At 39.3% G+C, this 26,159-nt stretch carries 28 protein-coding genes; 24 read left to right on the top strand and 4 right to left on the bottom strand.

Going from position 1 to position 26,159, the window contains the following annotated elements; genetic code table 11:
- Positions 1 to 14 precede the first annotated feature (14 nt).
- Genes P375_RS09635 through mog form a run of 7 tightly spaced genes read left to right on the top strand, consistent with a single transcriptional unit; the run spans position 15 to position 4,691 of the window.
- Positions 15 to 374 (top strand): YcfL family protein, encoded by a 360-nt coding sequence (locus tag P375_RS09635; protein WP_039083603.1) that lies wholly within the window; start codon positions 15 to 17, stop codon positions 372 to 374.
- A gap of 9 nt (positions 375 to 383) precedes the next feature.
- A complete protein-coding gene (locus tag P375_RS09630; RefSeq protein ID WP_245176450.1) occupies positions 384 to 1,085 on the top strand; it encodes a phosphotransferase in 702 nt (233 codons plus the stop codon).
- Between the two features lie 7 nt (positions 1,086 to 1,092).
- Positions 1,093 to 2,124 carry a beta-N-acetylhexosaminidase gene (gene nagZ / locus P375_RS09625; protein ID WP_039136441.1) on the top strand — a complete coding sequence of 344 codons (1,032 nt, stop codon included), beginning with the start codon at positions 1,093 to 1,095 and terminating at the stop codon, positions 2,122 to 2,124.
- Complete coding sequence (gene rlmC, locus P375_RS09620; protein WP_084598507.1) at positions 2,124 to 3,287, top strand: 23S rRNA (uracil(747)-C(5))-methyltransferase RlmC; 1,164 nt, start codon at positions 2,124 to 2,126, stop codon at positions 3,285 to 3,287. Before nagZ ends, rlmC begins: the two co-directional genes overlap by 1 nt.
- 22 nt (positions 3,288 to 3,309) lie before the next feature.
- Entirely contained in the window at positions 3,310 to 3,648 is a 339-nt protein-coding gene (glnB, locus tag P375_RS09615; RefSeq protein ID WP_013746768.1) for a nitrogen regulatory protein P-II, read from the top strand.
- Positions 3,648 to 4,118 (top strand): DMT family transporter, encoded by a 471-nt coding sequence (locus tag P375_RS09610; protein ID WP_039136439.1) that lies wholly within the window; start codon positions 3,648 to 3,650, stop codon positions 4,116 to 4,118. Before glnB ends, P375_RS09610 begins: the two co-directional genes overlap by 1 nt.
- Positions 4,119 to 4,121: 3 nt before the next feature.
- Positions 4,122 to 4,691 (top strand): molybdopterin adenylyltransferase, encoded by a 570-nt coding sequence (gene mog, locus P375_RS09605; protein WP_039094586.1) that lies wholly within the window; start codon positions 4,122 to 4,124, stop codon positions 4,689 to 4,691.
- A gap of 71 nt (positions 4,692 to 4,762) precedes the next feature.
- On the opposite strand, the gene fur is transcribed toward mog, so the two are convergent.
- The 4 genes from fur to P375_RS09585 form a co-directional block, all read right to left on the bottom strand.
- Positions 4,763 to 5,206: a ferric iron uptake transcriptional regulator gene (gene fur, locus P375_RS09600; RefSeq protein ID WP_039094609.1), complete on the bottom strand. Its 444-nt coding sequence runs from the start codon at positions 5,204 to 5,206 to the stop codon at positions 4,763 to 4,765.
- 168 nt (positions 5,207 to 5,374) lie between these two features.
- The gene (gene fldA, locus P375_RS09595; protein WP_039136432.1) at positions 5,375 to 5,899 is read right to left on the bottom strand and encodes a flavodoxin FldA; all 525 of its coding nucleotides are present in this window, start codon (positions 5,897 to 5,899) and stop codon (positions 5,375 to 5,377) included.
- A 1-nt stretch (position 5,900) separates the two neighbouring features.
- Positions 5,901 to 6,182 (bottom strand): LexA regulated protein, encoded by a 282-nt coding sequence (gene ybfE / locus P375_RS09590; protein ID WP_013746773.1) that lies wholly within the window; start codon positions 6,180 to 6,182, stop codon positions 5,901 to 5,903.
- A gap of 111 nt (positions 6,183 to 6,293) precedes the next feature.
- Entirely contained in the window at positions 6,294 to 7,082 is a 789-nt protein-coding gene (locus P375_RS09585; RefSeq protein ID WP_039136429.1) for an alpha/beta fold hydrolase, read from the bottom strand.
- 175 nt (positions 7,083 to 7,257) lie between these two features.
- Between P375_RS09585 and seqA the strand changes: the two genes are divergently transcribed.
- From seqA to P375_RS09505, 17 genes are all read left to right on the top strand, one after another.
- Positions 7,258 to 7,911 (top strand): replication initiation negative regulator SeqA, encoded by a 654-nt coding sequence (gene seqA, locus P375_RS09580; protein WP_039136427.1) that lies wholly within the window; start codon positions 7,258 to 7,260, stop codon positions 7,909 to 7,911.
- Positions 7,911 to 9,365 carry an o-succinylbenzoate--CoA ligase gene (gene menE, locus P375_RS09575; RefSeq protein ID WP_039136425.1) on the top strand — a complete coding sequence of 485 codons (1,455 nt, stop codon included), beginning with the start codon at positions 7,911 to 7,913 and terminating at the stop codon, positions 9,363 to 9,365. Before seqA ends, menE begins: the two co-directional genes overlap by 1 nt.
- Position 9,366: 1 nt before the next feature.
- Complete coding sequence (mscK, locus tag P375_RS09570; RefSeq protein WP_039136423.1) at positions 9,367 to 12,702, top strand: mechanosensitive channel MscK; 3,336 nt, start codon at positions 9,367 to 9,369, stop codon at positions 12,700 to 12,702.
- Between the two features lie 23 nt (positions 12,703 to 12,725).
- The gene (gene aroC / locus P375_RS09565; RefSeq protein WP_039081405.1) at positions 12,726 to 13,814 is read left to right on the top strand and encodes a chorismate synthase; all 1,089 of its coding nucleotides are present in this window, start codon (positions 12,726 to 12,728) and stop codon (positions 13,812 to 13,814) included.
- Positions 13,804 to 14,649 (top strand): penicillin-insensitive murein endopeptidase, encoded by an 846-nt coding sequence (gene mepA, locus P375_RS09560; RefSeq protein WP_039136422.1) that lies wholly within the window; start codon positions 13,804 to 13,806, stop codon positions 14,647 to 14,649. Before aroC ends, mepA begins: the two co-directional genes overlap by 11 nt.
- Before the next feature lie 14 nt (positions 14,650 to 14,663).
- Positions 14,664 to 15,428: a TSUP family transporter gene (locus P375_RS09555; RefSeq protein WP_013746780.1), complete on the top strand. Its 765-nt coding sequence runs from the start codon at positions 14,664 to 14,666 to the stop codon at positions 15,426 to 15,428.
- Between the two features lie 5 nt (positions 15,429 to 15,433).
- The gene (gene lpxM, locus P375_RS09550; protein WP_039136421.1) at positions 15,434 to 16,384 is read left to right on the top strand and encodes a lauroyl-Kdo(2)-lipid IV(A) myristoyltransferase; all 951 of its coding nucleotides are present in this window, start codon (positions 15,434 to 15,436) and stop codon (positions 16,382 to 16,384) included.
- A 107-nt stretch (positions 16,385 to 16,491) separates the two neighbouring features.
- Entirely contained in the window at positions 16,492 to 17,037 is a 546-nt protein-coding gene (gene apt / locus P375_RS09545; RefSeq protein WP_013746782.1) for an adenine phosphoribosyltransferase, read from the top strand.
- 21 nt (positions 17,038 to 17,058) lie between these two features.
- Positions 17,059 to 19,233 (top strand): DNA polymerase III subunit gamma/tau, encoded by a 2,175-nt coding sequence (gene dnaX, locus P375_RS09540; protein ID WP_039136419.1) that lies wholly within the window; start codon positions 17,059 to 17,061, stop codon positions 19,231 to 19,233.
- 72 nt (positions 19,234 to 19,305) lie between these two features.
- A complete protein-coding gene (locus P375_RS09535) occupies positions 19,306 to 19,635 on the top strand; it encodes a YbaB/EbfC family nucleoid-associated protein (protein ID WP_013746784.1) in 330 nt (109 codons plus the stop codon).
- 72 nt (positions 19,636 to 19,707) lie between these two features.
- A complete protein-coding gene (gene recR / locus P375_RS09530; protein ID WP_013746785.1) occupies positions 19,708 to 20,310 on the top strand; it encodes a recombination mediator RecR in 603 nt (200 codons plus the stop codon).
- A gap of 98 nt (positions 20,311 to 20,408) precedes the next feature.
- Positions 20,409 to 20,846: a DNA polymerase III subunit chi gene (locus P375_RS09525; protein WP_039136417.1), complete on the top strand. Its 438-nt coding sequence runs from the start codon at positions 20,409 to 20,411 to the stop codon at positions 20,844 to 20,846.
- Positions 20,846 to 21,280: a GNAT family N-acetyltransferase gene (locus P375_RS09520; RefSeq protein WP_039136416.1), complete on the top strand. Its 435-nt coding sequence runs from the start codon at positions 20,846 to 20,848 to the stop codon at positions 21,278 to 21,280. The genes P375_RS09525 and P375_RS09520 overlap by 1 nt, the downstream gene beginning before the upstream one ends.
- A gap of 17 nt (positions 21,281 to 21,297) precedes the next feature.
- Positions 21,298 to 21,474, top strand: a complete 177-nt coding sequence (locus P375_RS12435; RefSeq protein WP_156962340.1) for a hypothetical protein — start codon at positions 21,298 to 21,300, stop codon at positions 21,472 to 21,474.
- Positions 21,475 to 21,859: 385 nt separating this feature from the next.
- On the top strand, positions 21,860 to 22,198 hold the full coding sequence (locus P375_RS12820) for a hypothetical protein (RefSeq protein WP_245176449.1): 339 nt from the start codon (positions 21,860 to 21,862) through the stop codon (positions 22,196 to 22,198).
- A 4-nt stretch (positions 22,199 to 22,202) separates the two neighbouring features.
- A complete protein-coding gene (locus P375_RS09510) occupies positions 22,203 to 23,219 on the top strand; it encodes a DUF262 domain-containing protein (RefSeq protein WP_039136412.1) in 1,017 nt (338 codons plus the stop codon).
- Positions 23,216 to 26,092, top strand: coding sequence for a valine--tRNA ligase (locus P375_RS09505; RefSeq protein ID WP_039136411.1), 2,877 nt, complete (start codon positions 23,216 to 23,218; stop codon positions 26,090 to 26,092). Before P375_RS09510 ends, P375_RS09505 begins: the two co-directional genes overlap by 4 nt.
- Positions 26,093 to 26,159: the final 67 nt, after the last annotated feature.

Genomic DNA, 26,159 nt, shown 5'->3' with positions numbered 1-26,159 from the left:
TAGATGGAGGCAAAATGAGAACACTTTTTTTAATGTTGAGTGTATTGCTGGGATTAAATGCTTGTTCTTCACAGATGAAGTCACCGTTGCGTAGCAATCAACCGGTGATTAATATTGAAGCTGTGTTGGCACCTTCATTGCAGGTGTCAGCAAATTCATCACAGCTCGAGATAAAAAATAGAGCTGATGAGTTGATTAAAGCTGCTTTCTTGCTGACTTGGTATGACAAAAATGGTGTTACTCAGCGTGCTAACTGGCAGCAGGAAGAGCAGTGGAATGTGTTAACTTTAGCCGCACAACAACAAAAAACGATCCAGTTACAAAAGCCGAATGAAAACAGTGTGAATTACCGTGTCTATTTTAAAGCCAATTAGATAAGAAAAATGAATTTACAAACACAGGGAATGACACAAGGCAGTGAAATTGTCATCATTGATGGGATTTGTTATGTCGCTCGTTATCAAACTCCTGAATTGTTGCTGCTTGGTGTAGATCGTGAACGAGAGGCTGCCGTTTTAAACTATTTGGCTTCTGTTGATAATAAGGCAATTATTTCCCCCACAATCATAGAACAACATTCATATCAACTGGTTGTGAGCTATATTTGGGGGAAAACGGCAAAAAAATGGACGAAGCCTTTGTTAAAAAAGGTCGCAGTGGCATTAAAACAGTTACAACAGCAAACGGTTTTTGCAGCGTTGGGTGAAATTAATGTTATTGAACGTTGTACAGAGTTAGCTAAATATGCACCGAATTTAATTACTCCATCAATACGACCAGACTTAACAGGGGTGAAAACATTGTGCCATTTTGATTTACATCTCGGTAATATTGTAAGAGACGATCAAAAGTTAGCTTTTATTGATTGGGAGTATGCCGGTTCTGCTCATCCGTTTTGGGAGCTGGCGTTATTTTTGCAAGCTAATCGTTTAACTACAAGGCAAGAAAATTATTTTTTAAAACATTATTTTATCAATCATCCATTGGTCTCATTTCAGCAGTGGCAAGCACAAAAAAAGGCTTGTTTGCAATGGGCAGATTATTTGATCTCACTGTGGCTTATTTGTCATCAACAATTGAATTGAGGGTGTTATGTCTAAATTAATCATTGATTTACAAGGTAAATCAGTAGATGCGGAAGAGATTGAAATTCTTAATCATCCGCTAATTGCTGGCATTATTCTGTTTTCGCGTAACTTTGAAGATATTCAGCAGTTGTTGCATTTAATTAAAACAGTTCGACAAAAAGTAAAACGTCCTCTTCTGATTACGGTTGATCAGGAAGGAGGCAGAGTGCAGCGTTTTCGTAAGGGGTTTACGCAATTACCAGCAATGCAGGCATTTAGTGCATTATTACCGAACGATGAACAACAATATTGGATACAGGAAAGTGCGTGGTTGATGGCATCCGAAATGATCGCAATGGATATTGATTTAAGTTTTGCACCGGTTTTGGATGTTGGACATCAATGTAAAGCAATTGGTGATCGCAGTTTCCATCAAGATTGGCATCAGTTATTGCCGTTAGCGGAATCCTTTTGTGATGGTATGCTACAGGCTGGAATGGCAACAACAGGAAAACATTTTCCTGGTCACGGACACGTTATTGCCGATTCGCATCTGGAAACACCAAGGGATGAACGCTCTTTTGCCCAGATTCAACAACAAGATTTGCAACCGTTTCAACAATTAATTGAAAAACAGAAACTGAATGCAATTATGCCAGCACATGTGATTTATACGAAGGCTGATGCACGTCCGGCGAGTGGCTCAAGTTTCTGGTTAAAAAAGGTACTAAGGCAACAGCTTGGTTTTAATGGTATTATTTTTTCTGATGATTTAGGAATGAAAGGTGCTGGTGTAATGGGCGGTTTTGTAGAGCGTAGCCAACAGGCTTTAGAGGCAGGCTGTGATATTTTACTATTATGTAATGAGCGTGCTGGGGTGATTGAAGTGCTGGATCAATTGTCATATCAGCCAACAGAACAAGAAAAAACAGCTTATTTACAATTAACTAAGAAAAAAACGTTTTCTTTATCTCAGTTACAAGCAAGTGAACGTTGGCTTAAAGCACACCATTTTTTATCCTCATTACAACAAAAATGGTTAGAGGTAAAAGGTTGATGCAATGTCTTTATTATGCACAAGGGCAATGCTGCTCTTGCACTTGGCTAGAACAAACCTATCAACAACAAATTAAGCGTAAACAACAGCATTTACAACAATGCCTATCCGAATTAGTGAGCGAAGAAACAATCTATTTTCCTTCACAGCAATCGACACAACAGGCTATGCGTAATCGGGCAAAAATGGTGGTTAGTGGCGTAGTGGAGAAACCGATATTAGGTATTTTATCCAATCCCAAAGATATGAACAGTGCAACTGATCTTACCGATTGCCCACTTTATCCCACTGAATTTAAACAGATTTTCGCTCAATTAAAAGATTTTATTGCTAGAGCAGGGCTTGTGCCTTATAACGTGGCGAAGCGTAAAGGTGAGTTAAAATATTTATTGTTGACACAGAGTCAATTCAATCAACAGTTTATGTTGCGTTTTGTATTGCGTAGTGAAACAAAATTGCCTTTGATTCGTAGAGAATTGCCTTCATTACAACAAAAATTGCCACAGTTAGCCGTGATTAGTGCCAATATTCAACCGCAACATGCGGCTATTTTAGAGGGTGAAACAGAAATTTACTTCACAGAACAACAGGTGTTGGAAGAGCAATTCAATCAGATTTCCCTATTTATTCGCCCACAGGGCTTTTTTCAAACTAATCCGCAAGTTGCTGCTGCTTTATATCACACTGCTCAACAATGGACACAAGCATTGCCGATTAAACAGATTTGGGATTTGTTCTGTGGGGTAGGCGGTTTTGGTTTGCATTGTGCGTTAGCTAGAAAAAAGGTTGAACCGGAGGTGTCATTAGTCGGTATTGAGATTTCAGAATCGGCAATCCGCTCTGCACGTTTAGCAGCTGAAAAAGCTGGATTATATAATGCGATATTTCAGGATCTTGATGCGAGTAAATTTCAAGCACATCAAGGTGATAAACCAGATTTAGTAATTATAAATCCGCCAAGACGAGGTATTGGTGAAAAATTAATACAATATTTAAATGAACTACAACCTCGTTTTTTGCTATATTCCAGTTGTAATGTAACGACAATGCAGCAGGATTTACAACGCTTATCTGGTTATCATTTAAACAAAGTACAGTTATTTGATATGTTCCCACATACGGCACACTATGAGGTATTAGTGTTGTTGGAATTAACTAAATAAAATTTCGCCATAGGAGGTCAATGTGAAAAAGATAGAGGCAATTATTAAACCATTTAAATTGGATGATGTGCGTGAAGCATTATCGGATCTCGGAATTACCGGTATGACAGTGAGCGAGGTAAAGGGATTTGGTCGACAAAAAGGTCATACCGAGCTTTATCGTGGAGCGGAATATATGGTAGATTTTCTGCCTAAAGTGAAATTGGAAATTGTTGTAGTTGATGAGCAGGTTGAACAGTGCGTTGAGGCGATTATTGATAATGCTCAATCTGGAAAAATCGGTGATGGTAAAATTTTTGTTTACGATGTGGAACGGGTGATTCGTATTCGTACCGGAGAAGAAAACGAGGACGCAATTTAGTGGGAATCATTTATGTTGCGTTTGCTTTAGTTGCTGGTGTTGGGCTTGCTTCGCAGGCGGCAATTAATAGTCAGCTCAGTAAAGTGGTTGCCGGTCAGCCGTTAATTGCGGCATTAATTTCTTTTGCTACAGGAGCATTAGCGTTGTTGGTGGTATGTTTGCTTAAGACAAATTTATGGGAAGGCTTGCAAAATCTTGCTGGGCAACCGTTTTGGAAATTTATTGGCGGGCCATTAGGTGCGTTAGTGGTGTTTACTACGATTTTTCTTGCTCCGAAAGTAGGCATTACCAATATGCTATTTTTTATCATTATTGGGCAGCTGATTGCGGCGATGATTATTGATCATTTTGGCTTAATTTATATGCCGGTGCGAGAGGTTACTGTCTGGAAAATGGTAGGTATGTTGGTGGTAATGGGAGGATTATTGCTATTCTTTTTCGGTGATAAGTGGTTTTCAATAAAAGGATAAATAATGACTCAGTTTAAAGTTGGATTAGTTTCTATTTCAGATCGTGCCTCGCAAGGTGTTTATGAAGATAAAGGATTGCCTTCTTTGCAACAGTGGCTAGAGCAGGCATTAATAGCGCCTTTTACGGTAGAAAAACGTTTGATTCCTGATGAACAGTCGTTAATTGAACAAACATTAAAAGAGTTGGTGGATGAGTGTGGTTGTCATTTAGTGTTGACTACTGGTGGAACAGGGCCAGCAAAGCGAGATGTAACGCCTGATGCAACATTAGCAGTGGCTGATCGAGAAATGCCGGGTTTTGGAGAACAAATGCGACAGATTAGTTTGCAATTTGTGCCAACCGCTATTCTTTCGCGTCAAGTGGGGGTGATCCGTAAAGAAAGTTTAATTCTTAACCTGCCAGGGCAGCCAAAAGCAATTAAAGAAACGTTGGAAGGATTGAAAGATGAAAACGGTAAAGTGATTGTGAAAGGTATTTTTGCTGCTGTACCTTATTGTTTGGAGTTATTAAGCGGTATTTATATTGATACTCATAAAACAATTGTTGATAGTTTTAGACCAAAGAAAAAGTAGAGCAAAAAGTCGAAAATGAAAATGGTTGCTGGTAAGTTAAAAAATAAACAGCAACCATTTATTTATATTAATTATTTATTTTGATTTTTTTCTTCACAATTTTTAATGTCGGCACATTTACCATAGAGATATAGACTGTGTGAAAGTAATTTTATTCCGTTCTGCTCACTGATCTCTTTTTGTCTTCTCTCAATAAGATCATCATTAAATTCAAACACTTTGCCACAATCCATACAAATAATATGATCGTGGTGTTCCTGCGGTGCAAGCTCAAATACAGATTTATTTCCTTCAAAATTATGGCGAATAAGAATGTTGGCTTCGTCGAATTGATTTAAAACGCGGTATACGGTTGCTAATCCAATTTCTTCATCTTCTTCAAGCAACCATTTATAAACATCTTCAGCTGAGAAATGTTGTACCGGAGTACGTTGCATTAATGAGAGGATTTTTAAACGTGGTTCAGTAATTTTTAATCCCACTTTTTTTAATAACTTAATGTTTTCGTCTACAATATTTGTTGTCATACTCGCCTCTAATTAAATCAATGTCATAAATTTTTGTATATCTTAACTTTATGAATGATAAATGGATAACTGAAAATTTCTATTAAGAAGATAGAAATAATCCATTTCAGAAGTATGGATTATTTCGTTTTTGAATGCAAATGATAATTAAAGGGGTTAAGCAAGTTGATCTAAACACATTTCGCTATAAAGTTGTTTACACCATTTTTCAACGCGTTCATTGCTTAATTCCGGTTGGCGATCTTCATCAATACATAATCCGACAAAAGTTTTTTCATCGATCAGTGCTTTTGATGATTCAAAGTGATAACCTTCCGTAGGCCAATAACCGACAATTGTCGCACCGTGAGGTTCGATAATATCACGGACTGTTCCCATTGCATCACAGAAATAATCAGCATAATCTTCCTGATCACCGCAACCGAAAATAGCAACTAATTTATCTGTAAAATCTATTTCTTCCAAGGTTGGAAAGAAGTCATCCCAGTCACACTGCGCTTCACCGTAATACCACGTCGGGATTCCGATCATAATAAAATCGTAAGCTTCAATATCTTCTTTTGTGCTTTTGGCTATATCGTGAATATCAACGAGTTCGCTACCTAACTGTTTTTGGATCATTTTGGCAATATTTTCTGTATTACCAGTATCGCTACCATAAAATAAACCAATAAGTGCCATATTAATTCCTATTTTTGTCTAAATATGTTTGTAATATTTGTTCGATCAATTGTTGACGACTCATATTTGCCGTTTCTGCTAATTGTTCAAGTTGATTTACCATTGTTGTGTGTAATTTTAGTTCAACTCGTTTTAGACCCACAGCTTTATCGCGACGTAACTGATTTCGTTTATTAATGCGGATTTGTTGTTCGCGACTAAGCGGATTTGTGCGAGGTCTTCCGACTTTAGCAACGTGAGCAAATAAGTCTAATGTTATGCAATCTGCTTCTTGTTTTGCCATTATTATACTCACTGAAAACCATCTTTCAGACTACTTGAGATTGATAAGCTGTTTTGTGGCGTGCAATATATCACAGTTTCCAGCAAACTGAAAATATCATGCCATTTAAATTTATGACTTTTGTTGTAGATGTCTTTCAATTGCTCGAATCACATATTGTGGTTTATCGGCGTGTACCCAATGTGCAGCACCATTAATAGTAAATGCATTAGCATTAGGAAAAAGCTGCATAATTTTATCTCTGTATTGAGGTAATACATAATTGGAATTTCCACCACGAATAAATAGCGTAGGCAACGTGCATACATTATCGTTTTCAGACCAATCCATAAGTTGTTGATAACGTTTAAACAACACGTTGGTATTAAAACGGAATCTTTGAGGCTGTTTTGCATCAAATGATTTTAAGACAAACTGTAAAATTGCCGAGTTTTCAATATACTGTTCCATAATAACTTTTGCTTGTTGGCGTGTTTCCGATTGAGCTTCAGCAACAGCAAACAATGCTTGGAAGATAGTGCTGTGTTCGTTATGGGTATAAGTAACCGGTGCAATATCGAGTACAATTAAACTTTTTACATATTCAGGGTAAGTCAATGCAAATTGCATAGCGGTTTTGCCCCCCATTGAATGTCCGATAATAATGACTTTCTTCAGGCCAAGATGTTGCAGAACTCGTAATAAATCATCAGCCATTAATGGATAATTCATCTCATCGTGATGAAAGCTTCTGCCGTGGTTACGTAAATCGATTCTTAATAAAGAATATTGTTGATCAAAAGCTTTAGCAATGATGCCCAAATTGTTCATATCACCAAAAAGTCCGTGAATAAAAACAAGAGTATCTGCTTGAGCATTTGCAGAGGGTTGATAATCGAAATTAAGTAATGGAGTGATCATAATAAATTTTATCTAAGGAAATGATGGTTGAAGATAAAATATTTCTTAATAAGGATCAAGTTTTAATCAGTTATGAAAAAATGGTTGATAAATTAAACATAATGCGGATTTTATTTTCGGCTTTGTCTTGTTATGACGTATAATAATGGTCATTTAGCAGAACTTGGAGCAAATGATGAAAACAATTAGTATTGATGACGAACTTTACCAATATATTGCCAGTAACACGCAAGCAATCGGTGAAGATGCCTCAACAATTTTACGTAGATTATTAAATTTTCCTCAAGTTCAAACAAAAAAAGAGCATATTTCATCGAATGTTGTGGAGATGGGTAATCAGAGTAATAATAGCCGTTCGGAAGGCGAAGCCACTGCGGAGAGAGAATTCAGTCTGACGACTTCTGAACAAACGCCTGTATTACCGAAACAGCCGAGCAAAGAGGTAATTGAGCATACGAATCGACAAATTCAAAAACTCATCAGTTCCGCAGAATTTCTGCACGAAGATAAACAGGTTAATCGTTTTTTAATGATTTTAAGTATGCTTTACCGTGCTAATCCGGAAGGCTTTTCGAGTGCAACAGAAGTGAGCCAAGGTCGTTCAAGAGTTTATTTTTCTTTGGAAGTAGCTGAGATCGAAGCTTCCGGTAGTAGCGTTAACCCTAAACAAATTCCGAAATCACCGTTTTGGGTGGCAACAAATAATAATACAGCTAGAAAATTAAATATGTTAGAGTCTGTTATGCGAGCAATGTATGTGCCAGAACATTTAGTACAATTAGTGGCATTTCAGTTTACATCGCCACATATTGAAGAGGAAACAATTTGATGTTATGGCAACAATATGCCGAGATAAAACCAGCGGAAATTGCATTAAAATTTAAATTAAAACAGCAAATTAAAAGCGGGAATAAAACCCGCTTTTCTATTGTTGAACATTATTTGACGTGGCGTGATTTATATCAATTGATTGAACAATGGGCGGAGAATTGGCAAACACAAGGTATCAGTTTAGGTAAAGGTGTTGCATTAATTGGACGCTATCAACCTGAATTAGTGATTGCCTATTTGGTCGCATTACGTTTGCGATGTCGCGTGTTGGTGATTAATCCGATGTTTCCGGCAGAAAAAATCATACAAATTTGTGAGCAGTGCAATATGGATTATTTGCTAGATTGCACGCAACTAAATATAAATAGCTTGGAAGTAGGTAAGCTGCAACAGCTTGATTTTGGTTTAGCGGATGATGTAATTCAACAAAGGTTGGCGACAAAATGCCCACTGACTTTCACGTTAACTTCCGGTTCGACCGGGCTGCCGAAAGCGGTCGTGCATACTCTATCTCATCATTTAGCCAGTGCCGAAGGTATTTCACCATTATTGCAGATTGATGAAAACAGTGAATGGTTGCTGGCATTACCGCTGTTTCACGTTTCCGGACAAGGCATAGTTTGGCGTTGGTTGCAAAATGGTTGTTGTTTACGTTGTGTTGGTGACAATATCTACCAGAATTTATTACAGGTTACTCACAGCGCTTTAGTGCCGACACAGTTACAGCACTTTCTTTATTTTTTACAGGAAAATAAAATTTCATCCTTTCGTTTAAGTCACATTTTATTGGGTGGGGCACATATTCCGGTGGCATTAACTCAGCAAGCGATACGCGCCGGTATTCACTGTTATTCCGGCTATGGAATGACAGAAGCCGCATCGACCGTATTTGCGAAAAAAAGTGATGTCAGTGCCGGTGTCGGTTATCTTTTACCGTTACGGGAATATCGATTAGTTGACGGTGAAATCTGGGTGAGAGGTCAAACACTGGCGTTAGGTTATTGGCAGAAAAATGGCGAAATAAAAACCTTATTAAATCAAGAAGGTTGGTTTGCCACACGAGATAGAGGTTATCAAGCAGCGAATACGAAAGAGTTATTTATTCAAGGGCGGATTGATAATATGTTTATTTCCGGCGGAGAAAATATTCAACCGGAAGAGATTGAGGCTATTATTTTGCAACAACCTGATGTAAAACAGGTTTTTGTCTTGCCGATTGAAGATCAAATCTATGGGCAGCGTCCGGTTGCAGTGATTGATTTTGCGAATGGCTTTAGTTTTGATAAAGTGAACGCTGTTCAAGTCGCATTACGGGAAAAACTAGAAAAATTTAAGCAACCGATCGCCTATTATCCGTTTGAAAAAATTATGCGATCGGCGTTAGGCATTAAGGTTTCCCGACATTTATTGTCACAACAATTATCGTTATTTTTACAAAATTCAGAGGAATGATATGAGCAAACGTATTTTGGTTTTCGTGCTGTTTTGGGCGGCTTTATTGGTCGGTATTAATGCGCAGGCTCAAATTCCTTCCGCAAGCGACATTCAGGCACAAATTACAGCGCAAAAAGCAAATCCTAACAGTAATGATGCCACACAGCAGCAATTACTGACGGCACTGGATGACAGTTTGGATTTATTAAAACAGTTGGATGAACAGAAAAAACAGACAAACGAGCTGAACAGTCAGATTAAAACGGCAACAATAGAAATTCCTAAGTTACAGTCAGAATTGCAAAAACTTAAAACCAATTCGAATAATGCCGTCAATACTGATGATCTGGCAAAATTGTCGGAAGATAATCTGCAAAAAAGAATGGAAGCCTCTTTCCAAAAAGTAGATGAGTTGCAAACTGCGCTGAATGAGATTGCCTCTAAATTGGTAAATCAACAGACATTGCCGGATCGTATTCAATCGATATTAAGTGATAATTTGGCAAAAACACAGGCGATCAATAAATCGTTAACGGATAGTCAGCTCGATCCAATCTTGGTGAATAAATATCAAATTGAGTTGGCATTGATTGAAGCACAGAATGACTACAATCAAACCTTATTAAAAGAGAGTTCTACCCTGAACTCTTGGTATGAATTACAGCGCGATCAAAAAACTTACTATTTGCAGCAGGCGAAAAGTGAACAGCAGGCGTTGCAATCCGTACTGAATAGCAAACGTTTGGATGCCTCTAAAAAACAGTTGGCACAATTAGAAAAATCGCAACAGACAAAGGATGAAAATGTTAATCCGCTGATTCAGAATGAGTTAAATCAGAATACACAATTGAGCCAGCAGTTATTGAATGAAACGCAAACCTCTAACCAATTGTCGCAAGAGAGTTTACGCATTAAAAATGTGTTGGATAACTTAACGCAAACACAACGTAGCATTGATGAACAGATTAGTGCTTTGCAGGGAACGTTGGTTTTATCTCGTATCATCAATCAGCAAAAACAGAATTTACCGACAGATCAAACGATTGAAGGCTTGGGAAAACGCATTGCCGATCTGCGCGTGCAGATTTTCGATTTAACACAAGCAAGAGATGCAATTTATGCTCCGGAAGAGTATATCGCCAAGTTACATAACGCCTCCGGCTTGAGTGATTCTGAAAAAAGCACTTTAATTTCGGTATTATCTGAGCGGAAGAAAATTTATTCAGATATTCTTAAATTATTGAATGCACAGTTAAATTTAGCGATTACTATTGAGTTGAATCAGCAGCAGGTCAGATTGATCAGCGATGATTTGCAACAAAAATTGCAACAGCAGAGTTTCTGGGTGAAGAGTAATAATCCAATCGATTGGGATTGGATGGTGTCATTTCCAAAATTGGCGTTGACACAGTTAAAGAATATCAGTAATGCGAGCGATACACGTCATTTCAGTCGAAATCTTATTCCGATGTTGGGCTTTGTTCTGTTTTTATCACTAGTCGCAGCTTTGATTTATTCTCAAAAAGCAAAATTGCAATCTTGGTTGGCAAAGATCAATTCTCAAGTCGGTTCCTTAAATGCAGATAGCCAATGGCATACGCCGTTAGCCATTCTGTTAACCGCAATATTAGTCGTGCCTTACCCATTGATGTTTTTAATTATTTTTGTGTTGGTGGGGCATTTCACCATTGCTGATCCTATTTTAGCGTGGCCGTGGACCTTAAAAATGGCAGGCTATTGGTGGCTATTTTCTTTCTTAATTGAGCTATTGAAACCGAATGGTCTGGTTTATCGTCATTTTGGTTTGGCAAAAGAGAGCGGCAAGCTATTTTTAGCGGTATTAAAACGTTCAATTTGGGCAATTATTTTCTTAATTAATACCACTTTGATTAGCGATATGAGCAATACGCCGTTGACCAATGATGTTATCGGTGAAGTTATTACCATTTCGGCATTGATTTTTTGCGTTTTGATTATTGCACCTCGTTTCGGGTATGCGGTCAGAAAATATGAGGCGACACAAGAAAATGATGGCGGTTATCAACACGTTGGGCCGGTATTGTTGAAAGTGATTCGTGTATTGCTGTTGTTAATTCCGATAGCGTTGATCGTGTTGATTGTGGTCGGCTATTACTATACCGCTTTAAATCTCATTACACACTTTATTGCCAGTTATCTGGTCACTGTTTTGTGGGTATTAATCAAACAGATTACCGATCGCACATTGGCGGTATCGGCAAGACGTCTGGCGTATAAACGCTTAAAAGAGCAGCGGGAGAAAAATCAAAATAAAAATGAAAATGGGCGTTCAGAGGAAATTGTAATTGATACTAAAGATTCCGAATTGGCATTGAGTCAGGTTAAACAACAGGTGGCGCGTATTGCTGAATGGGCATTATGGGCGGTGTTAGTCGGTTTCTACTATATTGTATGGTCGGATTTATTAACAGTGGCGTATCATTTGGAAAGCATTACTTTATGGCAACAGACGGTTACCACTGAAACCGGCACGGTAGTGGAATCCATCACCTTACTAAATATGCTACTGGCAATTTTCATTCTATTAGTCACTTATGTGTTAGTCAGAAATATTGCTGGTTTATTAGAGGTGTTTGTTTTTTCGAGAATTAAACTTTCACAAGGTGCGCCTTATACTATTACAACTTTATTAACCTATTTTATCGTGGCAATCGGCGCGGCTTGGGCATTTTCAACACTGGGAATGTCGTGGTCAAAATTGCAGTGGTTATTTGCGGCATTATCTGTTGGTCTTGGTTTCGGTTTGCAGGAAATTTTTGCAAATTTTGTTTCCGGTATTATTATCCTGTTTGAACGTCCGGTGCGCATCGGCGATACCATTACTATCGGTGAATATTCGGGTACGGTTTCCAAAATTCGTATTCGTGCAACCACATTGGTCGATTATGACGGTAAAGAGGTTATCGTTCCGAATAAGGCATTTGTAACGGAACGTTTGACAAACTGGGCATTATCCAACACGATCACGCGTTTGGTGATTACGGTCGGGGTTGCTTATGGTTCAGATCTGGAATTAACCAAAAGATTGTTGTTACAAGCAGCGAAGGATTGTGAAAAAGTGTTGAAAGAACCGGAGCCAAGAGCCTATTTTCTGACTTTCGGTGCCAGCACGTTGGATCACGAATTACGGGTTTATGTAGGAGATTTGTCGGACAGATTGCCAACAACAGATTTTTTGAATCGCAGAATTAATCAATTATTTGCGGAAAATAATATTGAAATCGCCTTTAACCAGCTGGATGTTTTTATCAAAAATCAACAAAGCGGAGAAGAAATGAAAGTGGCGACATCGACAGAAAATAAATTAACACAATAAAGTATTAGAAAGAGGAAGCGAATATGGCAGGCAATAGTATTGGACAACTATTTAAAGTAACGACGTTTGGTGAGTCGCACGGTATTGCATTAGGCGGCATTGTAGACGGTGTTCCGCCGGGATTAGAATTGAGTGAAGCAGATCTTCAACCGGATTTGGATCGCCGTAAACCGGGCACATCACGCTATACCACGCCACGTCGGGAAGATGATGAAGTGCAGATTTTATCAGGTGTATTTGAAGGAAAAACAACAGGAACAAGTATCGGTTTATTGATCAAGAACAGCGATCAACGCTCTAAAGATTATAGTGAGATTAAAGATCGTTTCCGTCCCGGACACGCTGATTACACCTATCAACAGAAATACGGCATTAGAGATTATCGTGGCGGCGGGCGTTCTTCCGCACGGGAAACGGCAATTCGTGTTGCAGCCGGAGGGATTGCTAAAAAATATCTTGCACAGCATTTCGGCATCAAAATTCGTGCATTTCTATCTCAAATTGGTGATATCCAAGTGCCGGCACAACCATTAGAGAAAATTGATTGGGATTTTGTTAACAGTAATCCATTTTTCTGTCCGGATGAGGCAACAATTGAAAAATTTGATGCATTAATCCGAGAATTAAAGAAAGCCGGTGATTCTATTGGCGCAAAATTGACGGTTGTGGCAGAAAATGTTCCGGTTGGATTAGGCGAACCGGTTTTTGATCGTTTGGATGCTGATTTGGCACACGCCTTAATGGGCATTAATGCGGTTAAAGGTGTAGAAATCGGTGATGGCTTTGCGGTAGTAACGCAGCGAGGTAGCCAACATCGTGATGAAATGACACCGCAAGGTTTTTGTTCCAACCACGCCGGCGGCATTTTAGGCGGAATCAGCTCAGGTCAACCGATAGTGGCAACTATTGCATTGAAGCCGACTTCCAGCATCACAATTCCGGGACGCAGTGTGAACTTGCAGAATCAAGCCGTTGAGGTGGTCACTAAAGGCAGACACGATCCTTGCGTCGGTATTCGTGCAGTGCCGATTGCAGAAGCAATGGTAGCGATCGTGTTAATGGATCATTTATTACGTTATCAAGGGCAGTGTGGATTAAAAAATGAAGCTTAGTCAGCGAATTGTTTTAGCGCTCTGTGTTGTTTTTAGTTTGATGAATGTTGGTTTAGCAGAAACAGAATGGCAGAGAATTAAGCGACCGATTGCTGGTGATCCGTTGCCAATTGGTAGTTACAGCAATGGTTGTATTATTGGCGCACAGGCGTTGCCTTTGCAGGGGGAAGGTTATCAGGTGATTCGATCTCAAAAGTTGCGTTTTTTCGGGCATCCGGAAATGTTGAGTTATCTACAACATTTAGGACAAAAGGTTAAAAATGCAGGTTTGCCGACAATGTTAGTTGGCGATATTGCAATGCCCGCTGGTGGTCGTTTTGCTAGCGGGCACGCTAGCCATCAAATGGGATTGGATGCTGATATTTGGTTAAAAATGGGGGCAATGAGCGCAAAGCAGGCCTTAAACCCGACAGCTATTTTAATGGTGGATCGCAAAGCGCAACGGGTAGATGAGCGTGTTTGGACGCCCAATCAGACTGAATTAATTCGTTTGGCAGCACAAGATAATAAAGTGGCAAGAATTTTTGTTAATCCGGCGATTAAATTGAAACTGTGTCAAACGATTAAAGGTGATCGTAGTTGGTTAAGAAAATTACGTCCGTGGTTCGGGCACGATGCACATTTTCACGTGCGTTTACATTGTCCAAAAGGTGCGCAATATTGTGAAGAGCAGGCGCCAATTCCTGTCGGAGATGGTTGTGGCGAAGAGTTGATGTCGTGGTTTAAACCGCGTTCTGCAACTGCACCAAGTTCACCGAAGAAACCGCCACAATTACCTTTTTTGTGTCAGCAATTATTGGATTCCCCTGATAAACAGCAGTGGTTTGCACAATAAATAGAGGAGAAAAAATGGACATCGGCTTGGATATTTATGCGATTCTTTTTTTGTTGGCGGGAATAGCCGGATTTATCGATGCGATTGCCGGCGGTGGCGGATTGATCACGATTCCGGCATTATTGGCTGCCGGCTTGCCACCGGCAGCGGCATTGGCGACCAATAAACTGCAGGCGAGCGGCGGTTCTTTTTCTGCAAGTCTTTATTTTGTGAGAAAAAAAGCGGTAGATTTGCGTACTGTCTGGAAGATGATTATCGGTACTTTTAGCGGCGCAATGATCGGTACAATTGCCGTGCAATTAATTGATGCATCTGTGATCAAATCATTATTGCCTATTTTGGTATTGGTTGTTGGCTTGTATTTTTTATTTTCGCCTAAATTGGGTGAGAAAGATTGTCATCAACGTCTAAGTTTTACTGCATTTGCGCTAGCGGCAGCATTTCCAATCGGTTTCTATGACGGCTTTTTCGGACCGGGAACCGGCTCTTTTTTGTGTGTCGCTTTTGTCACCTTGTTGGGATTTAATTTAGCGAAAGCAACTGCTCACGCTAAAATCTTAAATTTCACCTCCAATTTCACTTCATTGGTCTTTTTTATTTTAGGTGGAGAAGTTTATTGGACGCTTGGCTTCGTTATGATGATCGGCGGTTTTTTAGGCGCAAGATTAGGTGCCAAAATGGTATTAACTAAAGGACAAAAATTGATTCGTCCAATGGTGGTGATAATGGCATTTATTATGACTGCCAAAATGATGTATGACTATGGTTGGTTTAACTAAAAAAGATGTCTGACGAAAATAGAAGAATTACAGCACGAGTAGGGTATGAACCTCAGTTCCGTTGGAGTTATCTGCATCCGAAATTTTGGGGTGTTTGGTTCGGCGTGTTTTTATTGGTTTTATTGGCTTTTGTGCCGTTTCGTTGCCGTGATGCTTTGGCAGCGAAAATCGGTTTATTGGTCGGAAAAGTCGCCAAAAAACAACGAAAACGGGCACAAGTTAATTTGCGTTACTGTTTTCCACATTGGAGTGAACAGCAGCGTGAGCAAGTAATCGACAAAATGTTTATGACCGTGGCGCAAACAATGTTGGGAATCGGCGAAATAGCACTGCGTTCCACTAAACATTTGCAAAAACGGAGTCTGTTTTTAGGCATAGAGCATTTACGTCAAGCAAAACAACAGGGTAAAAATATTATTTTGTTGGTTCCTCATACTTGGGCTATTGATGCTTCCGGTATCATTTTGCATACGCAAGGAATGCCAATGACCGCAATGTATAATCCACATCGAAATCCGTTGGTGGATTGGCTTTGGAATGCGGTTCGAGAACGTTTCGGCGGCAAAATGCACGCGCGCCAAAATGGCATTAAGCCTTTTCTGAATGCCGTTCGCAAAGGGGAGATGGGGTATTATCTGCCGGATGAAGATTATGGCGAAGAATTAAGTGTTTATACCGATTTTTTTGCAACTTACAAGGCGACATTACCCGGACTGAATAAAATGTGCAAAATTGCTAAAGCGGTGGTAATTCCAATGTTTGCCCGTTACAACGCACAACAAGGACGTTATGAAATTGAAATTGATGCGCCATTAGCGTTGACAGATGACGAGCAACAAAGTGCAAGATTAATGAATGAAGTGATCGAAAAATTTGTTACGGTAACACCGGAGCAGTATGTCTGGATTTTACGATTACTGAAAACGCGTAAAGACGGCGTTGATATTTATCAATAGAAATTTTATTTTTTGATATAAAAGTGTATTTTTTCAGAAGTAGCACTGTTAGAATACGAGGCTTTGAGAACAGCGGAAGCTGTATAATTTTTGTTAGGCAAATCATAATGAACCAACAGCAAAAAGAATTAATTAAATCATCAATTAAATCTATTCCAAATTATCCTGCGGAAGGCATTATTTTCCGCGATATTACCAGTTTAGTCGAAACGCCGGCAGCATTTAAAGCAACTATCGATTTAATCGCAGAACACTTTAAAGATAAAAACATTACAAAAGTTGCCGGTACAGAATCAAGAGGATTTATTTTCGGCGCGCCGGTAGCGTTAGCTTTAAATGTTCCTTTTATTTTAGTGAGAAAACCGGGTAAATTGCCGCGCGAAGTGATTTCGCAATCTTATGAATTAGAGTATGGTCAGGACACGTTAGAAATGCATACCGATTCAGTCAATCAAAATGATAATGTGCTTATTATTGACGATTTATTGGCAACCGGCGGCACAGTGGAAGCTACTATTAAATTAATTCAACGTTTAGGCGGTAAAGTGGAACACGCCGCATTTGTGATCAGTTTACCTGAATTAGGCGGTGAAGAGCGTTTGCGTAAATTAGGCGTAGAACCTTTTACGCTGGTGGATTTTGCCGGACACTAACAGTAAATAAAAAGGGAAAGTATGAGTTATCAGGTATTGGCGCGTAAATGGAGACCGGATCAGTTTTCTGATGTGGTGGGGCAAGAGCATATTATTGCTGCGTTGACCAATGCCTTAAATAATCAGCGATTACATCACGCCTATCTGTTTTCCGGTACTCGCGGTGTTGGAAAAACCTCTATCGCACGTCTGTTTGCCAAAGGATTAAATTGTGAAAAAGGGATTACAGCTACGCCGTGCGGTGAATGTGAAAATTGTCGTGCGATTAAAGAAGGGAATTTTATTGATCTGATCGAGATCGATGCGGCTTCACGCACTAAAGTCGAAGATACCCGAGAGTTGCTGGATAATGTGCAATACAAACCGGTACGTGGTCGATTCAAGATTTATCTTATCGATGAAGTGCATATGCTATCGCGGCATAGTTTTAATGCGTTGTTAAAAACGTTGGAAGAGCCGCCCGAATATGTCAAATTCCTCTTGGCAACGACTGATCCGCAAAAATTGCCGATTACTGTTCTTTCTCGTTGCATTCAATTTCATTTAAAAGCGTTGGATGCGGATGTGATTGCTGCGCATTTGCAGAAACTATTGCAAAAGGAACAGATCGATTATCAACCGCAAGCCTTGATGAAAATTGCGCGTGCGGCACAAGGCAGTGTGCGTGATGCTTTGAGTTTAACCGATCAGGCGATAGCCTTGAGTAATGGCAATATTAATGTCAATGATGTCAATATGATGCTTGGCTTGTTGGATAACGATAAATCTATTGCCTTATTAAAAGCGCTTTCTCAAGCCGATGGTGAGCAAGCAATGCAAGTGTTGAATGAGATTGCACAACAAGGCGTTGATTGGGAAAGAGTGCTGCAAGAGATGGCGGAAACGTTACATCAAATTGCTATGTTGCAGTTCCTACCACCTAATCCGGAACAGGCGGATACGGCACTAACTTTATTAGCGAAAAATCTGTCACCGGAAGATGTGCAGTTCTATTATGAATTGATGATTAAAGGTCGAGAAGAACTCTCCTATTCGCCTGATCCTAGAATCGGGGTTGAGATGACAATGTTGCGCGCATTGGCGTTTCATCCAAAGCGTTTTTCCTTGTCTAATGAAGTGATTGCTGTTTCCTCTTCAGCAACAAAGCCTGTTGAAAAAAGCGAGAACTCATCCTTTTCTGTACAAAATTCACTGTCACAAAGTCAGCGTAATGAAGTGCCATCCGTTTCTATAAACAAAGAGAGTGCCGCTAATAGCAGCTGGAAACAGGTTGTACAGCAAATTGATGCCGGTGAATCAACTACGCCGGCGGATAGCAGTCAACCACAGGAAATGAAGTCTTCAGCACAACAATCTTTGAGCATTTTGCAGGCGGTGTCTCATCTGGAACAGGGGCAGCCGGCACATATGGTTCTGGATGACAAGGAAGTTGTAGCGCACGAAAAAAAAAAGTTTGAGCAATTTGAGCAAGTAGAAAATAACGCTACTCAGACAGTAAATGAAGTGCCACCGTCCATTCCAGTCAAACAGAATTCTGCAGCTGAAAATAGCGCGTTTGCAAGCAATAATGTTCACAATATAGAGGTCGCCGAGCACTCTTCATTGTGGGAAAAAGCTGACAGCACCGAAGCCAATGATGATGAAGAGAGTGAAAATGAAAGTATCAGTGAGGATTATCACTGGTCTTGGAGCGATCCTTCGTTGGCGCTGCAAGGACAGGCAGTAAAACCTTCAGAAATTAAGCAAACATTATTGAAACGATATACGCCTGAAGTGTTGGAGCAGGTCATTGCTTTAACGGCGAAGCAGAGCGAGTGGAGCAGTGATATTGAGAAAATGGCGGTTAAAGGCAACAGCAAAGGGGTTCTATTAAAGTCGGTCATTCTTGAAAAAACGGATGATTTTTTGAAATTGGGATTGCGCCCTGAAGCCTTTAATTTATTGAAAACTTTAGATTCTGCTTTTATTACGCAAGCATTGAAAGATTTTTACGGCCATCAGATGCGGATTGAACTTGATGTTTATCAAGGAGAACAAAAAACGCCGTTTGAGATACGCAACGAAATTTATCAGCAATTAGTGGTTCAAGCGCAACAAAATCTGCAACAGGATCGAGTGTTGCAGGACTTTATGCAGCAATTTGATGCTCAAATTACTTTAGATTCGGTGCGCCCGACAGGTAAAACAGGTCATTGAGAATTGCACAAATATGCTTTTCAGTTAAAATACAGCTTTTATTTTTCATTACACAATAGATAGGTAAAAATTATGTTTGGAAAAGGTGGATTAGGCGGCTTGATGAAACAGGCGCAACAGATGCAAGAACGGATGCAGAAAATGCAAGAAGAGATTGCACAGATGGAAGTGACCGGCGAATCCGGTGCCGGACTTGTGAAAGTCACCGTTAATGGGGCGCACAGTTGCCGCCGTGTCGAGATTGATCCTTCATTGTTGGAAGATGATAAGGATATGTTGGAAGATCTTGTTGCGGCAGCTTTCAATGATGCTGTTCGCCGTGCAGATGAATTACAAAAAGAGAAAATGGCTTCCGTTACTGCCGGAATGCAATTACCACCAGGTTTTAAAATGCCTTTCTAATCAAGATGGGGAGCAATAGCTCCCTTATCTCTGTTGTTAAATATAATTTTATTTAGGTCCTTTCTTTAAATTATGCAAATTAGCCCTTTACTTGATGAATTGATGGATGCTTTGCGTTGCCTGCCGGGAGTCGGCCCGAAATCAGCACAACGAATGGCATATTATTTATTACAGCGTGATCGCAGCGGCGCAATGAATTTGGCTAAAACGCTGACAGAAGCGATGGCGCATATCGGTCATTGCAGTCAATGTCGCACTTTTACCGAAGAAGAAGTGTGTAATATTTGCAATAACTATCGCCGCCAAGAGAACGGGCAGTTATGTATAGTGGAAATGCCTTCCGATATTCAGGCAATTGAACAGACAGGGCAGTTTTCAGGTCGTTATTTTGTATTAATGGGGCATCTATCGCCATTGGATGGTATCGGCCCGAAAGAGATTGGGCTAGATTTATTGCAGAAAAGATTGCAGACAGAATCTTTTTCTGAAGTGATTTTAGCGACTAATCCAACGATTGAAGGCGATGCCACGGCGAATTATATTGCCGAAATGTGTCAACAGTATGGGGTAAAAGTGAGCCGCATTGCTCACGGTATTCCGGTTGGCGGTGAATTGGAAATGGTGGACGGTACAACATTATCGCACTCGTTTATTGGCAGACGAGAATTAAAGTAGTGATGCAAATCGGATTTTCGCCATTTGTATGGGCGATTCTTTATCCTATTTTCCTTTTACGCTACAATAACGCAATTCTATGAATAAGCAGGATAATTATGGCAAAACAGGCTCTTTTTTATGTTTTTTCTAACACAACGACGCAAGAAAACCCCTTAGAAAATAAAGCGTGTGATTTGGCGGCGGATGCGTGGCGATTAGGAAAAAAGGTGCTGATTTCTTGCCAAAATGAAGAGCAGGCTTTTTTGATTGATGAACTGTTATGGCAACGAGATCCGCAACAGTTTGTCCCGCATAATTTATCCGGTGAGGTTAGCGGTTTTATGACGCCGGTAGAAATCTGTTGGCCGGGAAAGCGTAATTCACAACGGCGAGATCTATTAATTTCATTATCATTACAGGTTCCTGAATTTGCATTACTTTTCCCTCAAGTGATAGAGTTTGTTCCGGCAGATGAACAATTGAAAGCGCTAGCCAGAGAACGTTATAAACAATACCGCCAGCTTGGTTGGCAATTAAGCACGGAGCAAGCCTAATGTCGTGGATTGCAAAATCCTTTGCTCAACTTAGCACAGAAGAATTGTTTGCCATTTATCAATTACGCACCGCCGTGTTTGTGGTGGAACAACAATGTGCCTATCAAGAAGTGGATCACTGGGATAAAAGTGCGGTGCATTTTTGGCAAGAATTTGACGGCAAAATTTGTGCTTACTGCCGCATTATCCCGCAAGATGACGGCGTGCATATTGGCAGAGTGCTAGTAGTACAACACGCACGGGGCAAAGGCTTAGCTAAAGCATTGGTGCAACAAGCATTAGCTTATTGCCAACAACATTGGACAACCCAACCCGTGCTAATCCAAGCTCAAACTTATTTACAGGATTTTTATCAATCTTTCGGTTTCCAAGCCATTTCAACGGAATATTTAGAAGACGGCATACTGCATTTGGATATGACATTAGTGAGCTAAGGTTGGAGGAAGAAATAATGAAACCAATGACAAAAGAAGAAATCATTGAACAACAACGGCAGTTGCATATTCTTTTTAAAGTGTGGATGGAAGATAAGAAAAAACGTGAAATTCTCACCTTCCAGCGTCCCAATGGGAATATTGTGCGCCATTATCCTGATGGACGGGAAGAAGTGATTGAGCATGCAAAATAGTTTGGCTATTTTTTATTGCGGTAAAAATGATACGGATAAAATGGCGAATATATAGATCTTTATTTGATCATCTAAGGGGGTTTTTATTAGTGAATTAGAAAAAGAAAAGTTTTTTTGTGATTTAGAAAAGGTAAAGAGTGATGAGGAGTTACTTAGATTCACAAGAAAATATGTAATACATGGGATTCCTTATGTTTTTAAAAATAATGAGCATAAATTTTATGATTTTCGAGAAAGGATTGCCAAAAAATGGGAAGTTCCTTTTCATGAAGTTTTCATATCTGGCTCTGCTAAGTTAGGTTTTAGTTATATTAAGGGTACTGAGTTTAATGAGAATTCAGATATAGATGTAGCTATTATTTCGAAAACGCTATTTGAAAGAGTAATGGAAGGTATTGAACACTTTCAATGGAAAATACGAAATCGACAAATTACTCTTCATGAGGAGGCTTTAGATAAGTATCACAGCTTTCTTAAATATCTAGCAATTGGGTGGATTAGACCTGATTTATTACCAATTCAATTACAACTTTTAGGTGATAATCCTTTGCGGCGTGAATGGTTTGATTTCTTTCAATCTATATCTTATGGGAAATCAGAAATAGGCAATTATAAGGTTTCAGCAGGTGTATATAAAAGTTATCCTCATTTTGAAAAATATATATATAATGGGATACAAGTAAAATATAGAAGCGTGATTGCTTCAATTGCTAAAGGAGTATAGTATTATGCAAATAAAACAATCTGTTACTAACCCAACTATAGCTGATGTTTATGAGCGAATTCAGTCTAAAAAGTTAGATCTACAACCTGAATTTCAAAGAAAGTTTGTATGGACATTAGAACATCAAGAGAAATTTATCGAAACTATCTTGTTAGGGTATCCGTTCCCAGAGATATATGTTTCTAGTGCTGGATATGATCATGAGACAAGAAGCACTTCACAGAAAGTAATTGATGGACAACAACGATTGACCACTATACAAAATTATATTAATGATTTTTATATAGAAAATAAACCCTTTAAATCAATACCTAGATTTAAAGAGCTGGGAAAAGAAAAACAAAAAAGTTTTATGGAATATCAGTTGGTATTTAGAGATATTGGAGATGTTGAAGATAACGTAATTAGAGAGATTTTTAAAAGAATAAACTTAACAAAATTTAAACTTGAAGATATAGAAATACATAATGCAGTGTATGATGGTGCATTTATACAGACAGCTAAGAAAATATTAGATGGAATAGATAAAAAACAACTATTAAATATTTTTCATGAGTCTGAGTTAACAAGGATGGGGGATTTATATTTTATACTTCAAATAATGGCAACTATAGAGAATGATGGTTACTATAATAGAGATAAAGAATTGGAACTTTATATTGCCAAATATAATGAAAATTATGAAAATTCAACTAAAATGGCTAGTATGATATCTAATGTTTTAAATAATATATCTTCCTTTAATCTTGAAGATTCATCTATTTGGTTTAGAAAATCAAACTTTTTTACTTTAATGGTTGAAATTATAAAGAATTATGAATACATAGAAAATTCTTCATTAAATTTGAAAGAAAATCTTATTCTTTTTGAGGAGAAGATATTGGGGAATAAGAATAAAGATAATGACTATGGTGATTATTATTCAGCTATGTATACGGGAACAAATAATCGAAAGGCAAGGATAATCAGGGCTGATTTATTTGACTATTATGTACTTGAAATCAACGAGAATAAACAATGACACAAAAATTTGAAATGGCAGATCGTTTTGATCCCTCTGCCGTAGAACAAGCACTTTATAAACACTGGGAAGAACAGGGCTATTTTAAGCCGAATGAAAACCCGAATGCACCGAGTTATTGTATTGCGATTCCGCCGCCGAATGTAACAGGGTCGTTGCATATGGGGCACGCTTTCCAGCAAACTTTGATGGATACGCTGATCCGTTTTCATCGTATGGAGGGGGATAACACCCTTTGGCAGGCGGGGACTGACCACGCGGGGATCGCCACGCAAATGGTGGTGGAGCGTAAAATCGCAGCGGAAGAGGGCAAAACTCGCCACGATTACGGACGTAAAGCCTTTATCGAAAAAATTTGGGATTGGAAAGCCTATTCAGGTGGCACGATCAGCCAGCAAATGCGACGTTTGGGCAATTCCATTGATTGGGAACGTGAGCGTTTCACAATGGACGATGGTCTTTCTGATGCGGTGAAAGAAGTCTTTGTGCGTTTGCACGAAGAGGGCTTGATTTATCGTGGGAAACGCCTTGTAAACTGGGATCCAAAACTACACACCGCGATTTCCGATCTCGAAGTGGAAAATAAGGAAAGCAAAGGCTCGCTCTGGCATTTCCGCTATCCGTTGGCAAATGGTGAAAAAACAGCAGACGGTAAGGATTATTTAGTGGTGGCGACCACCCGTCCTGAAACAATGCTGGGCGATACAGCGGTGGCGGTACACCCTGAAGATGAACGCTATCAATCTCTTATCGGCAAAACCGTGATCTTACCGCTGGCGAATCGTGAAATCCCGATTATCGCTGATGATTATGTGGATCGTGAATTTGGTACAGGCGTGGTAAAAATTACACCTGCCCACGATTTCAACGACTACGAAGTGGGTAAGCGTCATCAGTTGCCAATGGTGAACGTGATGACTTTGAATGCGGATATTCGTGATGAAGCGGAAATTATCGGCGTAGATAATAAGCCGTTAGCGAATTATGTGGCGGAAATTCCTGAGAAATATCGTGGAATGGAGCGTTTTGCCGCACGTAAACAAATCGTGGCAGATTTCGAGGCTTTAGGTTTGTTGGAAGAAATTAAACCGCATGATCTTAAAGTTCCTTATGGCGATCGTGGTGGTGTGCCGATTGAGCCAATGCTGACCGATCAATGGTATGTGAGCGTGAAACCGTTAGCAGAAGTTGCCATTAAAGCGGTAGAAGACGGAGAAATCCAATTTGTGCCGAAACAATATGAAAATCTCTATTTCTCTTGGATGCGTGATATTCAAGATTGGTGTATTTCCAGACAGCTATGGTGGGGACACCGCATTCCGGCTTGGTATGATGAGCAAGGCAATATTTATGTTGCACGTAATGAAGCGGAAGTGCGTCAAAAATATCAGTTAAGTGACGACATCAAATTAAAACAGGATGAAGATGTCTTAGATACTTGGTTCTCATCAGGATTATGGACGTTCTCCACATTGGGTTGGCCGAATAACACTAAAGATTTGCAGATGTTCCATCCGACAAATGTGTTAATCACCGGTTTTGACATTATCTTCTTCTGGGTGGCAAGAATGATAATGTTCACAATGCATTTCATCAAAGATGAAAATGGCAAACCGCAAGTGCCGTTCAGAACGGTTTATGTAACCGGATTAGTGCGTGATGAAAATGGCGCAAAAATGTCGAAATCGAAAGGTAACGTGATTGACCCATTGGATATGATTGACGGTATCGATCTTGAAAGTTTAGTCGCGAAACGAACCGGCAATATGATGCAGCCGCAGTTGGCAGCAAAAATTGAAAAGGCAACACGTAAAGAGTTTCCTGAAGGCATTGTGGCGCACGGTACGGATGCATTGCGTTTTACCTTAGCAGCATTGGCATCAACCGGACGTGATATTAACTGGGATATGAAACGTCTGGAAGGTTACCGTAATTTCTGTAATAAATTATGGAATGCGAGCCGTTTTGCCTTGATGAATATTAACGGTAAAGATTGTGGCTATGGTGAGAATAAGGAGATGGAATTATCTCTAGCGGATCGTTGGATTTTGGCGGAATTTAATCAAACTGTAAAAACATTCCGACAGGCATTGGATCAATATCGTTTTGATATTGCAGCAACCACTTTATATGAGTTTATTTGGAATCAATTCTGTGACTGGTATTTGGAATTAACAAAACCGGTATTAAACAGCGGTTCTGAAATTCAACAACGCGGTACGCGTCATACATTAATTACCGTATTGGAACAAATATTGCGTTTAGCGCATCCTATTATTCCATTTATTACCGAAGAAATTTGGCAAAAAGTGAAAGGATTAGTCAACATTGATGCGGATACTATTATGTTGCAACCATTCCCGCAGTTTGATGCCAATTTGGTGGATGAACAGGCAATTAACGAAATTAACTGGATTAAAGAATTAATTGTGAACGTTCGTAATATTCGTTCAGAAATGAATATTGCTCCGAGCAAAGCATTAGATGTGTTATTGCGTCATTTAACGGAAGATGAAATTAACTGTTTAAATAATAATTTGTCATTAATTAAGACAATGGCAAAATTAGAAAGCATTAATATTTTGTCTTCTGATGAAGAAGCACCGTTAGCAGTAACGAAGTTATTGGGTAATGCGGAATTACTCATCCCAATGGCAGGTTTTATTGATAAACAAGCGGAATTAGCGCGTTTAACCAAAGAGCTTAATAAGTTGCAGCAGGAAGTTCAACGTATTGAGAATAAATTAAATAATGAGAATTTTGTTGCGAAAGCGCCGGAAGCCGTTATTGCTAAAGAACGTGAAAAAATGCAAGGCTATTTGGATGGTCTTGATAAATTAAAAGCACAATATGCTGCTATTGAAGCGTTATAAGTAAAAATATAAAAGGGCATATCTTTTTGAAGATATGCCCTAAATACAAATAAAAACCTACGAAAGC

Origin of the sequence: Gallibacterium genomosp. 2, assembly GCF_000771895.1 — a bacterium.
GTDB lineage: Bacteria > Pseudomonadota > Gammaproteobacteria > Enterobacterales > Pasteurellaceae > Gallibacterium.
The sequence above is the reverse complement of the archived record's forward strand: the minus strand, read 5'-3'. Positions and strand labels throughout refer to the sequence as shown.

What these genes read in the sequence shown, in the direction of transcription:
- ybfE (WP_013746773.1), bottom strand. Translation starts at nt 6,182, where the DNA reads ATGGCAAAACAAGAAGCAGATTGCATAACATTAGACTTATTTGCTCAC.
- P375_RS09510 (WP_039136412.1), top strand. Translation starts at nt 22,203, where the DNA reads ATGCAAATAAAACAATCTGTTACTAACCCAACTATAGCTGATGTTTAT.
- fldA (WP_039136432.1), bottom strand. Translation starts at nt 5,899, where the DNA reads ATGGCACTTATTGGTTTATTTTATGGTAGCGATACTGGTAATACAGAA.
- P375_RS12820 (WP_245176449.1), top strand. Translation starts at nt 21,860, where the DNA reads ATGGAAGGTATTGAACACTTTCAATGGAAAATACGAAATCGACAAATT.
- P375_RS09525 (WP_039136417.1), top strand. Translation starts at nt 20,409, where the DNA reads ATGGCAAAACAGGCTCTTTTTTATGTTTTTTCTAACACAACGACGCAA.
- P375_RS09555 (WP_013746780.1), top strand. Translation starts at nt 14,664, where the DNA reads ATGGACATCGGCTTGGATATTTATGCGATTCTTTTTTTGTTGGCGGGA.
- recR (WP_013746785.1), top strand. Translation starts at nt 19,708, where the DNA reads ATGCAAATTAGCCCTTTACTTGATGAATTGATGGATGCTTTGCGTTGC.
- P375_RS12435 (WP_156962340.1), top strand. Translation starts at nt 21,298, where the DNA reads ATGAAACCAATGACAAAAGAAGAAATCATTGAACAACAACGGCAGTTG.
- P375_RS09520 (WP_039136416.1), top strand. Translation starts at nt 20,846, where the DNA reads ATGTCGTGGATTGCAAAATCCTTTGCTCAACTTAGCACAGAAGAATTG.
- nagZ (WP_039136441.1), top strand. Translation starts at nt 1,093, where the DNA reads ATGTCTAAATTAATCATTGATTTACAAGGTAAATCAGTAGATGCGGAA.
- P375_RS09535 (WP_013746784.1), top strand. Translation starts at nt 19,306, where the DNA reads ATGTTTGGAAAAGGTGGATTAGGCGGCTTGATGAAACAGGCGCAACAG.
- seqA (WP_039136427.1), top strand. Translation starts at nt 7,258, where the DNA reads ATGAAAACAATTAGTATTGATGACGAACTTTACCAATATATTGCCAGT.
- P375_RS09505 (WP_039136411.1), top strand. Translation starts at nt 23,216, where the DNA reads ATGACACAAAAATTTGAAATGGCAGATCGTTTTGATCCCTCTGCCGTA.
- mscK (WP_039136423.1), top strand. Translation starts at nt 9,367, where the DNA reads ATGAGCAAACGTATTTTGGTTTTCGTGCTGTTTTGGGCGGCTTTATTG.
- menE (WP_039136425.1), top strand. Translation starts at nt 7,911, where the DNA reads ATGTTATGGCAACAATATGCCGAGATAAAACCAGCGGAAATTGCATTA.
- aroC (WP_039081405.1), top strand. Translation starts at nt 12,726, where the DNA reads ATGGCAGGCAATAGTATTGGACAACTATTTAAAGTAACGACGTTTGGT.
- mepA (WP_039136422.1), top strand. Translation starts at nt 13,804, where the DNA reads ATGAAGCTTAGTCAGCGAATTGTTTTAGCGCTCTGTGTTGTTTTTAGT.
- P375_RS09630 (WP_245176450.1), top strand. Translation starts at nt 384, where the DNA reads ATGAATTTACAAACACAGGGAATGACACAAGGCAGTGAAATTGTCATC.
- dnaX (WP_039136419.1), top strand. Translation starts at nt 17,059, where the DNA reads ATGAGTTATCAGGTATTGGCGCGTAAATGGAGACCGGATCAGTTTTCT.
- rlmC (WP_084598507.1), top strand. Translation starts at nt 2,124, where the DNA reads ATGCAATGTCTTTATTATGCACAAGGGCAATGCTGCTCTTGCACTTGG.
- apt (WP_013746782.1), top strand. Translation starts at nt 16,492, where the DNA reads ATGAACCAACAGCAAAAAGAATTAATTAAATCATCAATTAAATCTATT.
- mog (WP_039094586.1), top strand. Translation starts at nt 4,122, where the DNA reads ATGACTCAGTTTAAAGTTGGATTAGTTTCTATTTCAGATCGTGCCTCG.
- lpxM (WP_039136421.1), top strand. Translation starts at nt 15,434, where the DNA reads ATGTCTGACGAAAATAGAAGAATTACAGCACGAGTAGGGTATGAACCT.
- P375_RS09635 (WP_039083603.1), top strand. Translation starts at nt 15, where the DNA reads ATGAGAACACTTTTTTTAATGTTGAGTGTATTGCTGGGATTAAATGCT.
- P375_RS09585 (WP_039136429.1), bottom strand. Translation starts at nt 7,082, where the DNA reads ATGATCACTCCATTACTTAATTTCGATTATCAACCCTCTGCAAATGCT.